The following is a 12,198-nucleotide window of genomic DNA, read 5'->3' as shown; positions in this document are numbered from 1 at the left end:
TGGCCCCCACTCACCCTTCTTCCGCTGGTCGCGGCGGAGGAGGGCTTGATGTCAAGGCCGAGGCGATCTCCACCATCAGGATGCTCCCTAAGATCAGGCCCGCGCCCACCACCTGGGTCCCGCTCATCCGCTCCCCCAGGGCCACCGCCCCAGCCAGGGCGGCGAAAACCATCTCCATTGACATAATGATCGCTGCGGCTGCCGGATGCAGGTCCTTCTGCGCCACCACCTGCAGGGTGAAGGCCACCCCCACCGACAAGACTCCCGCATAGGCGATTTCCGGGGCGGAAGCCAACAGACTCTCCCATCGAATGGTCTCGAACAGGACCGCCCCCCCGAGCCCCAGGACCCCGCAGGCGAGGAATTGCCCGAAAGCCAGACTCAGGGGTCGTTGGGTGCGGCCCACAACAATCCCCACCAGGGTGACATGACCGGCCCAAAACAGAACACTCGACAAAACCCATAGATCTCCGCCCCCCAGGGCCGAGAGTCCGTCTTCCTGGCCTCCGGTCAGCAACCAGGCTCCGCCCAGACAGCCCAAAGCTCCGGGCCAGAGAATATGGGGCACGCTCCGACCAAAGACCACCAAGGCCAGAACGGGCACCAGGGGCACGTAGATTGCCGTCAGAAACCCCGCATTGGTCACCGTGGTCCCCAAGATTCCCTGCTGCTGGGTCAGGGACGCCGTGAAGAGCACCGCCCCGATCCCAAGATAGCGCCAAAAATCCCCTCCCTCTTCTGTCCCTTTGCCGACACGGATTCCCGCTCTGGATCGTTCCCACAGCATGAAGGGCAGAACCACCAAGGCACCAAGAATAAAGCGAATACCCGTAAAGGTAAGAACGCCCAGGGGTATATTGACCCCCGACTCGCCGTGGGTTTCAAAAGCGGTTTTTTGGGCGACGAAAGCACTTCCCCAAATAAATGCAACCAAAAGCAACAACAGGGACGAGCGAAGGCGTACAAAGGGAGACGAGTTACCCATAGAGCACCTGCAAATGGGAGATTTTGGGGACTGGATCCAAAAACACTGCATACCCCCCGGCCCGCGCCCCGACAAGCCGCGCATTTCCCCACAGAGACGGAAGACGACGCCCGCAGCATAGGGTAGGGTCCTGGAAACGTCTCTCTGTTCCACCTTCGCATCAGTCCCGGAGCTGCCCTATGGTCTCTCAAACCCGATTCTCTGCCAGCGGCCAGGAACGCGCCTGTTTGTTTGCGGTGCCCCACTTGTTTGTGGAAAATACCCCTGCGCCCAGGGCTACAACTCCATTGAATCGCTGACGCTGACGGTCCGGCTATGGCATCGATCAAAACCAAACTCGTTTCCTTGAACCTGGGGATCGCCACCTTGATCACGGCGGTCCTTGGCCTGTTCCTCTGGATGGTTGCCTCCCTATCGGAGGATTTATCCCAGGCGCGGATGAGCCTGCCCCAGATGGAAGCCACCTTCACCAACCTGGATAACCAGGTGACCGAAGCGACCCTGGCCCTATGGACCCTCTCCTTCGCCGCAAACGGTCATAACCTCCTGGAACGCGCCAAGGAGGTGGAGACGGTGATCGGGACCATGCGTGAAGACGTCAACACCCTCAAGGACACCATGCAGGACGCCCCACACCAGGGTGGCGTCGTGTCCCTATCCAATGAACTGTTATTGCTCGAGAACAGAGCCCAAGCGATCACCGAAGCCCGCCGCGCGCTGCTTAATGCCAAACGCATCCGGGGCAGGAGCATCCCCCTATTGACGGAGATGCTCTTCGAACAGGCCACAACCGAGGAGGAGCGGAAGAATGCCGCTGTCCTTCTGGTTGACCTGGAACAGGCGCTGCATGGAAAGCCCGCATTCAGAGATGCCCTGCCCGAAAGATGCCAGCGCCTGACCGGAGCCCAAGACAGCCCCCCCTGTCGTCTCCTCGACGAAATCCTCAACAACCTCCTTCACCCCAGGGCCGCAGAGGACGCTCTTCGGTTGGCCGTGGGCGAGGTGGGCAATCACCTGCGGTCGTTCCGGGCCATTCTCAATGCTTCCCGGACTCAGATAGAAGACTCCCGCGCCACCGCCCTGACATCCTGGTCCGATCGGCTCACCCTGTTGACCACGGCTATGACCGTCGCCTTGGTCCTGGCCGTCCCCGTGTTGTTCTTCAGCCAATGGATCCAGGAAATTCAGATCATCCGGCGTCTCGAGGCCATGCGCAACGGCATGGCCGATTGGCTCAAGGGTCGCGCCCCGGTCATCCCCGTCCGAGGCGAGGACGAATTGGACCAGATGGAAACCTATCTCACCCGCTTCAAGGAAACCATTGAGCGGCGGGACGTCGTTCTGAAAAGCACGTCGGAAGGGTTGGAACGGGCACGGGAGAACCTCCGCACCCTGCTTGCCACTGTTCCTACGGGTATTCTTCTGATTGATCTATCCGAACGCATGATCCTGGAATCCAACGTCGCTGCAGAGCGATTGTTGGGCATCGACACAGCAGAGACCGCCCATGAAACCATCCGCCGGACCCTGCCGACTCAGGAGCCCTGGTCCGATATCCTGACCCGCGTGGCTTCTGGCGACCGGGTGGAGAACGCGGAAGTCACCTTGATGCCGGGCCGGGGCAAGGTCCCACAATCCGACAGAAACATCGCCAATGGTCCCCCAACCCAGAGTCACCCGGAACTCGGATCGGCAGAAGGGGAGAGCTCCTGGCTGCTGGTGTCTGCCCGCTCCATACCCTTCGACGGAGGACTGCGGGCGCTGATCGGCTTGGCCGATATTTCCCGACAGAAGGAGTTGGAGAAGGAACTGCGAGACCGGGCTATTCGCGACCCCCTGACCGGTCTTTACAACCGCCGCCACTTCGAAGCCTTGGCTCTCCAATCCATGAAGCGCTTCCGCCGAAACGGAGAGCCCCTGACCGTGGCCCTGATGGACATCGACCATTTCAAGGTTATCAATGACACCCATGGCCATGTGAATGGCGACCGGGCCTTGCGCCGACTGGCCGAGATCATCGCAGATACCATCCGTGAAGCTGACACCCCTGGTCGTCTGGGGGGCGAGGAATTCGGCCTGCTGTTGCCCGGCGTTGATCTCAAGGGAGCCCATGTCTTCGCCGAACGCCTGCGCAAAGCCGTGGCCGAGACGAGCATTCGTCTGCCCCAGGACGAGACCCTAACCCTAACCGTCAGTCTGGGCATCGCACAAATCCGACTGGAGGACACCCTGGAAAGCCTTGTGAACCGGGCCGACATGGCGCTCTATGCCGCCAAACACGGGGGCAGGAACCGGGTCGAGGACGAAAAAGCCCTCCTTCCCCTCAAAGACACCCCGTCGGAAGCGCAACAATGACCTTTTCGTGGATGTCCCTTCTGGACGGCTTGGCTCTGGCTTGGTTCGCCCTGGCCTGGGTGGGCTATACCTATCTCGCCGACCACAGCGCCTATCGGACCAAGGGGATCACCTTCGCCATGAACCGGCGCCGCCGGGATTGGATGATGCAGGCCACAGGCCGTACTCTGCGGATCATCGACACCAACATCCTGGGCAATCTGTTAACGGGCATCGCCTTCTATTCCACCACCACGATTTTCGTGCTGGGGGGATTGGTCGCCATGTTGGGAGTACCCGATCAGGGCGCCTTGGCCATCCAGCGCATCCCCCTGGCCACCCCGATCCCCCCCGCCGCCTGGGAAGGAAAAACCCTCCTTCTCTTGGGGATTTTCATCTATGCCTTCTTCAAATTCGCCTGGGCCTTTCGCCTGGCCAATTACACCTCCATTTCCGTAGGCGCCTTGCCCACGCCGGAGGAAGCCGATACCGAGCACGCCAAGCGCATGAGCGAGAGCACTGCGACCCTATCGGCCCTGTCTGCCCACCATTTTAACCGGGGGCTCCGGGCGTATTTCTTTGCCCTGGCCGCCCTGGGCTGGCTGATCTCGCCGGTGCTTTTCATCGGGTTAACTGCCGGAGTCACCCTCGTCCTCCATCGGCGGGAATTCCGCTCCCGTGCCGTCCAGGCGATCCGGAAGGCAGACGCCCCTCAAGACAATTTGTAGAGAGACACCAATCCATCCATGCGGTTGGCAAGTTGCGCCAGCTCTTCCGAGGCCAACTGGGTTTCTCCCGCGCTGACGGCCGCCTCCTCAGCCGAGCTTGAAATGCGTTCAACGGCCAATGTCATGGTGTCAGCGGTGCTTTTGGTCTTTTCCGTATTCTCGTTCAGCCGCAGCGCTGCGATGGAGACCTGTTCGGCATTCCGACTGATTTCATCCGTCGCTTCCCCCTGGGCCGCCACCTCTTTGGCGATGGCCGAGGCGATATCATTCACCCGCCGAACAACCTCACCCATGCCATCCATATGCTTCTGCACCTGATCGATGGATGCTCCCACACCGCCAATGCTGTCCACGGTCCGCGCCACGCGATCCTGGATCGCCGTCACCCGATTGGTAATACTTTCGGTCGCCTTGGCCGATTGGTTCGCCAGATTCTTGACCTCTCCGGCCACCACGGCGAAGCCCTTTCCCATCTCTCCGGCCCGGGCCGCCTCAATGGTGGCATTCAACGCCAACAAGTTGGTTTGATTGGCAATGTCATTGATCACTCCGATGACATCGCCCACTTCACTGGCCGTTTCGTTGAGTTCTTCAATGATGCCCCGGGCCGTCTCCATTTCCCGTTGCGCTTGCCCCATGACCTGGCCGACTTCGGTATTGGTGGCCTCGACTTCATAGGCAGCCGCCGCCGCCTGATCGGCGTGGCCCGCAACCTCGTAGATAGAGGCATTCAATTCCGTGACCGCGCCTGCCACGGTCTGGGCGGCTTCGGCCAGATCTCTCACGACCAGACTGACATCGGCAATGGCCTTCGTCAGATCCTTCGAGGCGTCGTCGGCCCGGGTACTATCACCGCTCACCGATTTGGCTTGGTCCGTCAAGGATGCGGAAGACCGCCCCAGTTCCTCTGAAGCCGCAGCGATGGAAACGGAGGCCATGGCCACTTCCTCCAACCCAAGGCGAAAAGAAGCCACAACGTCGTCCAATGCCCGCGCAATTCCGGCGATCTCGTCTCGTCCCTCGACCTCCACACGTTGGGTCAGATCCCGGGCCATCGCCGCTGCCGTCAGGCGGCGGACCTCCGGTAAGGGTGCGGTAATCGCCCGGTACATGGAAAAACAAACCCAAAGAGCCAAGACCGTGGCGCCGACAACGACCCCGACCAACACCCAGAGCTCGCTACCTGCGTCAGCCAAAGCCTGATTGGCAACCGCTTGGGCCCGGTCCCGAATCACGTCTTCCACCATTTTGATCATATTGATGCGTTGTGTGGCCGTATCGAACCAAACCTTCCCATCCACCCCTTGGCCGGTCCCTCCTTTCGGCAATTCGGCCAAAACCGCACGCCATGCCTTAACCTGATCCACGGGCGGTCCTTTGACCGTTTCCTGGAACACTCTCCGATGTTCGGGTGAAGCCAGGGATTGGAAATCAGCCAGAAACAGCTGTTCCCCCACCAAACGAGCATGGTAGGCCAAATAGGTTCCGATATCGAAGACACCACGAGCGGCGGCGTTGAACAGATTGCCTCCCAAAGCGCGCTCAAGCCCGGCATGCTCCTTGGCCTTCACAAGAGCCAGATAGGGCTGCAATTCCTTGTTTAATTCGCTCGAAGGACTGGCCTCCGACATTTTTTCCATCAGCCTGATCATCGCTTCGATCAAGCCGGTGTAGAAGGCCAGGTTGTCCGGAACGGTCATCTGTCTTGCGTCCACCTTGGCTCGGTGGGCAGCGATCCCCTCCAACCGGGATTCGATATCTGCCATCAGAGGCGAGAGCTGCCCGTGCATATCGGCCAATTCGCTTGCTCGCACTGCCTCTCGATAGGCCATGACAACCGGGTCGGTCAGGCGCCGTTGAGCCGCTACGGCTTCGGCGAAGCGGCTCTCCCAATTGCCGGAGATCAAACCGACCGTCCGCCCCCGCTCCTTTTGCACTTCATGAATAACCGCGTCGGCTTTCCCGTCGAGGTTGGCCAAAGGAACAACAACCTGCAGGTCCGAGAGCGTCCGAACCCGTTCGACAATGGCGCTTCCCCCCACAGTTAACAGCCCAAGCAAGGGAAGGATCACCAACAGGGCAAGACGCCCCCGAATGGTTGTCGGCCCATGGAACACTCTGGGCATCCGCCCCTCCTTCTCCCAAGACATGCATCCGCGCTGACCTTCCAGCCAATTCGGCTTTAGAGATTAGCCATGGTGTATACAGACAATGGGATGGCACTTGGAAATTTCAAAGGGGTGCAGAAAAAAACCCAAAGATACAATTTTGTATCTTTGGGTTGCTGCTTTACTGTCACTTCAATTTTTGACCAGGGTATCTTCGAGGCCAATTTGGGTCGCTTCGCGGACCAAATTGGCCTCTGAAGGTCCTCTAATATTTATATAATTAGAGTGAAACTGGGCCAGCTTGACTCAGCCTGATCCAATTTCACTCTCAGGAAAATTCAGACTGAGACCACAAGGCCATCGTATCCGGCGATCACGTCCAGCACATTGCTCTCCCGGGTCAGGATTTCATAACGCAGGGTCTGCTCCAGCAGGGCCTGGAGCTTTGCGTCCCCATGGACCGGTTCATGATGGAACAGGGCGAGCCGCTTGGCTCCTGCCCTCTGGCAGAGTTCCACACCCATGACATTGCTGGAATGCCCCCAATCCTCCTTGACCGTCGCCGCGTCGGCCAGGGAGTACATGGCATCGAAAATCACCAGATCGGCCCCCTGGAAAAACCTGGCAAAGCGCTCCAAATCCGTATCGTCCTCAATGCGATGTTCGGAATCCGTGGAATAGACCACACATTTGCCCGCCCGCTCCAAACGGTATCCGTAGGAGTCATTGCCATGGTGCTGCGGCGTGGGCGTGACGGAAAAACCGGCAATTTCGGTCGTCTCGCCCGGTGTGAGGACATGAAACTCAATAGTAGCCCCCAAGGCCGCGAAGGGAACCGGGAAACAGGGAGCGGACTGCTGGGCCTTCAGGGCCTCCTCCAACTGGGCATGGCACCCGTGGATGCGGATCACATGCCCCGGGATATAGGCCGGGACGAAAAATGGAAATCCCATGATATGGTCCCAATGGAGATGGGACAGCAGCACATCAAAGGTGCCTGACCGCCCTTCCAGTCGCCCCAGGGCAGACAGGGCCGCCTCTCGCACACCCGTACCCAGGTCACAAATCAGGAAATGGTCAGGTCGATCCGTTTCCACCTCGACGCAGGAGGTATTGCCGCCGAAGGTTCCCCTTTGAGCGAAGGGCATGGCATCAACAAAGGCCTCCGCCGCTCCCCGTTCCGCCAGGGTAGCGCTCTCAGGCGCCTGGGCCACAGCCATGACCGCGTCAACGATCTTGCTTCGCACACCACTGGCAGACAGAGGCGCAGAGATCGACCCCCGAGTTCCCCAAAACGTGATGTTCATCCCCTTCGGACCCTATCTGGCTCGCGGTTCTTTAGTCTCACTTTCAGTCTCACCCTTACTATGCCGCCATGGGAAACTCCTGTAAACGCACGGGTTGACGGTCAAAGGCCGTTTTCCTTGAATACACGAAACATCCTGGGGTAAATTGCGGCCATTGACCCGGGGCAACGGATCCCCGCGTTTCCCCATTTTCACACTGTCCGAAAGGGTTAGGCCATGGCCGCCGCCGCTGAGTACCGGATCGATGAGATCAAAGCCGCCTTCATTGCCTGCCTGGAGAAGAGCGATCGCCGGTCCGACCCCTACACCCACTGGATCCTTGAGGACTGCCTGCCCGAATCCGCCGCCCGCGCCATGGTCTCCCTGCCGGTCACCCCGGCCTGTATCGGCGATACGAAAGGCGCCCGCGCCACCAACAATGACAGCCGGGTCCACTTCGGCCCCGAATTCCAGAATCAACACGATATCATTGCCACCCTCTCCAAGGCGTTCCAGGATCCGGAGGTGGTTGACAAGATCGAAGAGGTTTGCGGCATCGACCTGACCGGCGACTTCCTGCGGATGGAGTACTGCCAGGACACCGATGGCTTCTGGCTCGAGCCCCATACGGACATTGGCGCCAAAACCTTCACCATGCTGATCTACCTGTCCGATCATGAGGATGCCGCCGACTGGGGTACGGACATCTACGCTGACGAGACGACCCACCTGGGCGCCACCCCCTGCGGCTTCAACAAGGGAATTATCTTCATCCCCGGTGACAACACTTGGCATGGCTTCGAAAAGCGGCCCATTCGCGGTGTACGGCGGACCATCATGCTGAATTACGTGATCCCCGAATGGCGCTCCCGCCACGAGCTTTGCTATACGGACACGCCCGTCTGATCTCTCGTCACTCTATGACTCCTCCCCCCCTGGCGCCGGTCACCTGGGCCGTCACCACCGGCGAGGTTGGCATGACCAACCAAGCAGTAGGTCTGGCCGAAGCCGTCGGCTTGCCTGTGGTGACGAAGGTCATCCATGTTCCCAAACCCTGGTGCTGGCTCCGCTCCCATTGGGTCGCCCCTCTGGGAGTGGAGGCTCTATGCGGTGCAGGTTCGGACAGCTTCGCTCCCCCCTGGCCCCGCCTGCTGATCACCTGCGGGCGGCGAAGTGCGTCCCTTTCCATCGCGGTCAAGCGCGCCTCAGGGGGACGGACCCTGACCGTTCACGTGCAAAACCCTCAGGTCCCCTTCCGCTATTTTGACCGGATCATCGCCCCGGAACATGACGGAGTGTCCGGCCCAAATGTCGAAAGCAGTCTGGGCGCCCTGCACAAGGTGACTCCCGCCAAACTGGCTGAAGGTGCCGACCGGTGGAGAGAAACTTTCGCCCCCCTCCCCCGGCCTCTGGTGGCCGTCCTCGTCGGTGGCACCAGTGGCGCCTGCCGGTTTACGGAGGTCGAAGCCCGCCAACTGGCCGAGCGACTGGCGGTTCTTGCCCGGGATAAGGGCGTCGGGCTGGTCGTCACCCCCTCCCGCCGGACAGGGGAGGAGAATACAAAAATCCTTCGCGAAACCCTGGAGCCCCTAGGCGCCCTCGTCTGGGACGGAGAGGGCGACAACCCCTATTTCGGCATGCTGGCGCTCGCCGACACCATCCTGGTGACCGAGGAGAGCATCTCCATGGTTTCCGAGGCCTGTTATTCCGGAAAACCGGTCTATACGATTGACCTTCAAGGGGAAAACAAGCGCTTGACCCGGTTTCACCAGTTGATGCGGCAGCGGGGCTACGCCCAGCCCTTCATCGGTGCCCTCACCCCTTGGAGCCCGCCCGAGGCCCTGGACGAGACCAAGCGCCACGGGATGGCCATTCGCGCTTTACTCGACCACGCTTAGATCACAAGGTATACGACAGTCAGTGCTTTCCAGTGACAGGGCTTTGCACTGTCCCCCACTGGGGCCAATTTCACTGTCCCCCACTGGGGCCAAACGGCCCCAGACTATGTTTCTTGACCGAACGGCCCCAGACCCCGGGCAAAAAAGGGGGGTTTGGGGGCATTTGCCCCCAAATGGGCTTGGGCAATCGCCCAAAAACACAAGACACTGTCGTGTACTGTGAAGCTGGCCCCGTTTCCCTCTCATTCTATAAGTTTTACAGTCACTTCAAGGCCAAGTTTGGTCGCAAACCGACCCAACTTGATCTCGGAATACTCCAGGCTCTCCGCTGGCCTCGCCCATGCGAAAGATTACCGATCCGTAAAAAGCTATTGAAATAATCTGAAACAATATCGTTGCCACCGTGCCCAGAGCGTGGCACGTTTTCGCCATTGAATAGTCAGAAAAGAGATCTTGGTCCCATGCGATTCCGTATTCAGTCGGCTTCCGCCCTGTTCGTCTTCGCCGCCCTGACTGCTGCTTCTCTGGCATCTCTTACGCCTCCAGCCTTCGCGACGAACAGTGGAGGTCCCCAGGTAGGGCCTTTCACTCCCGCCTTTATGAAGGACGGCGAGACCAAAATTTCCGTGGCAGGACTGCATATCAATGCCAACAAATATTGGAGCTGCGTCCCCTTCGTAAAGGCGGTCTCGACGATTCACTTGAGCGGAGACGGCTGGCGTTGGTGGGACAACGCAAAGGGCCAATACGACCGAGGCAATGCGCCGAAGGAAGGATCCGTCCTGGTCTTCAAGCGCAAAAAGGGCCTGAAACACGGCCATGTGGCCCTGGTCCGCGAAGTGGTGGATAAGCGCACAGTTCGCCTGGACCACGCCAATTGGGGCACGGGATCCCAGAAGGGCAAAATCGACCTTGGCGTGATCGCCAAGGATGTGTCCAAAAAGAACGACTGGTCTGCCGTGCGGGTCTGGTACTCCCCCATCAACGACCTGGGCTCGACCGCCTACCCGGTCTATGGGTTTGTCTATCCGCGCTAACGACTCTCTCTACAAGGGGAATCCCCCCAGCCACCTGCCAAACGGAGTGGATCAGCCGGAACATTCGAGTCCCACTTTGGGACAGACTGGCGCCTTCATAAGCCACTGAAATGTCTCAACAGGTCAAGTCACGGGGCTTTGCCCCGTCCCCCACTGGGGCCGAAAGGCCCCAGACCCCTGACATTTGTTGGCCGAAAGGCCCCAGACCCCTGGCTCTTATTTGTAAAAGAAAAATGGGGTTTGGGGGCGTTTGCCCCCCCAACTTGATCCCGTTTCACTCTAGGCTATCGCCCAAACAACACGAGACACTGTCGCCTATCCTGTCACAATTCAGAAAAGCTTATCTAAGTCTTTGCTTCTGCATCCACTTACCAAACGGCAACTGATGCCTTCGTTTGGGTCGCGGCGCACGACGTGCTCCATTCTTCTTCCGTCCACATCCCAATCCCTATCCGCGACACTTCCGAAGCTGAGAAGCACAATAGTTTCAACCGCATAAGGGATCACCTGGGAAACCACACAGCCGCATCGCAAAAACGTTACTATAATTGAAAATCGTTTTGCTTGCACCTTCCTGGTTCCGAGCTTAATTTTTCCTTAAGCTTAAAATTCGTTGAAACCAAACATGGTGCCCCCCCTCAGATGCACCTTCCACCCGAAGCGATGGAGAGCCCCTCCGGTTCACTTTTCCCGCTAAATTCGTCCTTATGGAGGAATTTAGATCCAAGGCGTTTAAGTCTAGTCTTTTTCATGAATGGAGATATGCCAATGGTAAAAATCGGTCGTTTTCTTGCTTCCCTTTTCGTGGGCTTCTTCTTCGTCAGCAGCACCTGCTTGGCTAGCGACACCCATACAATCGAGGAAGTACAGGCCCTCGCCGAGAAAGCACATGCCCTGGTTGTCGAAAAAGGGATTGAGGGCGCGAAACCCGCCCTCCATGACAAGAGCGGTGAATTCTGGTCAGCGGACCAGGAATTATACGCCTTCGTGATAGACTACGATGGCAATTGGGTCATCTACCCACCCAAGCCTGCGGGTGAGGGGAAAAACCTTCTAAACGTCAAAGATGCCGACGGCAAGGAGTTGGTCCGCGAGATGATCACCCTCTCCAAGACTGAGGGATCGGGCTGGACGGAGTACCGCTGGATGAACCCGGCAACCCAGAAGATCCAGAAAAAGAAGACCTTCGTCAAAGCCGTGGACGGCCAACCTTATTTCGTCGCCGTTGGACTCTATCTGGACTAATTCCTTGGGTAGAGCGCAGACGTCCTCCGTCCCGCGTCATAGCCTTCGTCGGTCTGCGGGACGGACTTCGAACCCCTGACTTCCAGCTCGATGAAGAAAGCACCATGATATTCCTGAAGAACCTCCCAATCATGGTGAAGGTGTTCATCGCGCCCCTCACCATTGTTTTGGTCCTGATTGGTATTTCCCTCACCTCTTTGCAGGGCTTTTCCATCCAACGCAAAGCGCTGTACCAAATCGTCCATGTGGCCCAGGCCAAAAGCGATCTGGTCGGGGAACTGATGACCGAGATTACAGCGACCCAGGCCAACCTCTCGCAGATCCTCGCCCTCAGTGATTCGGGCTTGGAAGACACCAAGATCGAAAGCTATCGGACCACCGCTCGCACCCATGAAAAGAAGGCCCAAGACCTTTTGGAGACCTTGGAAACCCGCTTTTCCCTGGATGCCGATGAACAAACTGCCGTCAAGAAGGTCTCTGCGGCCCTTTCCGCTTACGTGGACTCAGGCGAACTCCTGATGCAGCTCGCGGACCTGGAGCGCACCATTGCCATCCCCCAGATGCCCGACACGGAAGC

At 58.8% G+C, this 12,198-nt stretch carries 9 protein-coding genes; 6 read left to right on the top strand and 3 right to left on the bottom strand.

Annotation, left to right across the window (positions count from 1 at the left end; all coding sequences use genetic code 11):
• Positions 1 to 10 precede the first annotated feature (10 nt).
• Positions 11 to 985 carry a DMT family transporter gene (locus tag ACLIRY_RS22180; protein WP_413207608.1) on the bottom strand — a complete coding sequence of 325 codons (975 nt, stop codon included), beginning with the start codon at positions 983 to 985 and terminating at the stop codon, positions 11 to 13.
• Between the two features lie 315 nt (positions 986 to 1,300).
• On the opposite strand from ACLIRY_RS22180, the gene ACLIRY_RS22175 reads away from it, so the two are divergent.
• A complete protein-coding gene (locus ACLIRY_RS22175) occupies positions 1,301 to 3,340 on the top strand; it encodes a diguanylate cyclase (protein ID WP_413207607.1) in 2,040 nt (679 codons plus the stop codon).
• Complete coding sequence (locus tag ACLIRY_RS22170; protein WP_413207606.1) at positions 3,337 to 4,047, top strand: DUF599 domain-containing protein; 711 nt, start codon at positions 3,337 to 3,339, stop codon at positions 4,045 to 4,047. Before ACLIRY_RS22175 ends, ACLIRY_RS22170 begins: the two co-directional genes overlap by 4 nt.
• On the opposite strand, the gene ACLIRY_RS22165 is transcribed toward ACLIRY_RS22170, so the two are convergent.
• Both ACLIRY_RS22165 and ACLIRY_RS22160 read right to left on the bottom strand, forming a co-directional pair.
• Positions 4,032 to 6,173, bottom strand: a complete 2,142-nt coding sequence (locus tag ACLIRY_RS22165) for a methyl-accepting chemotaxis protein (RefSeq protein ID WP_413207605.1) — start codon at positions 6,171 to 6,173, stop codon at positions 4,032 to 4,034. The genes ACLIRY_RS22170 and ACLIRY_RS22165 overlap by 16 nt on opposite strands.
• A 320-nt stretch (positions 6,174 to 6,493) precedes the next feature.
• The gene (locus tag ACLIRY_RS22160) at positions 6,494 to 7,462 is read right to left on the bottom strand and encodes an MBL fold metallo-hydrolase (protein ID WP_413207604.1); all 969 of its coding nucleotides are present in this window, start codon (positions 7,460 to 7,462) and stop codon (positions 6,494 to 6,496) included.
• 216 nt (positions 7,463 to 7,678) lie between these two features.
• On the opposite strand from ACLIRY_RS22160, the gene ACLIRY_RS22155 reads away from it, so the two are divergent.
• The 4 genes from ACLIRY_RS22155 to ACLIRY_RS22140 all read left to right on the top strand — a co-directional run bounded on the left by ACLIRY_RS22155 (position 7,679) and on the right by ACLIRY_RS22140 (position 11,621).
• Positions 7,679 to 8,347 carry a 2OG-Fe(II) oxygenase gene (locus ACLIRY_RS22155; protein WP_413207603.1) on the top strand — a complete coding sequence of 223 codons (669 nt, stop codon included), beginning with the start codon at positions 7,679 to 7,681 and terminating at the stop codon, positions 8,345 to 8,347.
• A gap of 14 nt (positions 8,348 to 8,361) precedes the next feature.
• Positions 8,362 to 9,339, top strand: a complete 978-nt coding sequence (locus ACLIRY_RS22150; RefSeq protein ID WP_413207602.1) for a mitochondrial fission ELM1 family protein — start codon at positions 8,362 to 8,364, stop codon at positions 9,337 to 9,339.
• A 461-nt stretch (positions 9,340 to 9,800) separates the two neighbouring features.
• Complete coding sequence (locus ACLIRY_RS22145) at positions 9,801 to 10,376, top strand: CHAP domain-containing protein (protein WP_413207601.1); 576 nt, start codon at positions 9,801 to 9,803, stop codon at positions 10,374 to 10,376.
• 762 nt (positions 10,377 to 11,138) lie between these two features.
• Positions 11,139 to 11,621, top strand: a complete 483-nt coding sequence (locus ACLIRY_RS22140; protein WP_413207600.1) for a cache domain-containing protein — start codon at positions 11,139 to 11,141, stop codon at positions 11,619 to 11,621.
• Positions 11,622 to 12,198: the final 577 nt, after the last annotated feature.

Origin of the sequence: Rhodospirillum sp. A1_3_36 (assembly GCF_047263945.1) — a bacterium.
GTDB lineage: Bacteria > Pseudomonadota > Alphaproteobacteria > Rhodospirillales > Rhodospirillaceae > Rhodospirillum.
Note: the sequence above shows the minus strand (reverse complement) of the source record. Positions and strands in the feature narration are given on the sequence as shown.